The organism is Streptomyces lincolnensis (assembly GCF_021173675.1).
Classification (GTDB): domain Bacteria; phylum Actinomycetota; class Actinomycetes; order Streptomycetales; family Streptomycetaceae; genus Streptomyces; species Streptomyces lincolnensis_B.
This window is the reverse complement of record NZ_JAIHON010000006.1, coordinates 501,968-502,335: the sequence shown is the minus strand read 5'-3', so window position 1 is coordinate 502,335 and position 368 is coordinate 501,968. Positions and strand designations below refer to the sequence as shown.

Genomic DNA, 368 nt, shown 5'->3' with positions numbered 1-368 from the left:
GGAGGTGCGGTCCTCTCGATTCTGCGGAGGTGGCGGACTGCGGGGGGAGGGAGAGCTGAGGGGGCTGGAACTGTCAGTTGTTCAGGGCCAGTTCCTCGACCAGGGCCTTGCTGAGGGCGTCGATCGTGGGGTTGTCCCACATGACCGTCGGGTCGAGGGAGATGTCGAGGTGGTCCTCCAGTTCGGCGGCGACCGACAGGGCGTACAGCGAGTCGAGGCCGTAGTCGGAGAGCGGTACGGAGGCGTCGATCGTGTCGGCGGGGCGCTCCAGATGGCTGGCCACGCACTCGGTGAGCCAGCGGCCGAGGCTCTCGGCGGTGTGGGTCTCGACTTCGGCGGACTCGGGCATGGGAGGGTCCTTTTCAGCA

The 368-nt window shown here is 67.7% G+C and carries 1 protein-coding gene; it reads right to left on the bottom strand.

The features are described from left to right. Nucleotides 1-73 precede the first annotated feature (73 nt). The gene (locus K4B79_RS20110) at nt 74-349 is read right to left on the bottom strand and encodes an acyl carrier protein (protein WP_232028175.1); all 276 of its coding nucleotides are present in this window, start codon (nt 347-349) and stop codon (nt 74-76) included. Between the last annotated feature and the right edge of the window lie 19 nt (nt 350-368).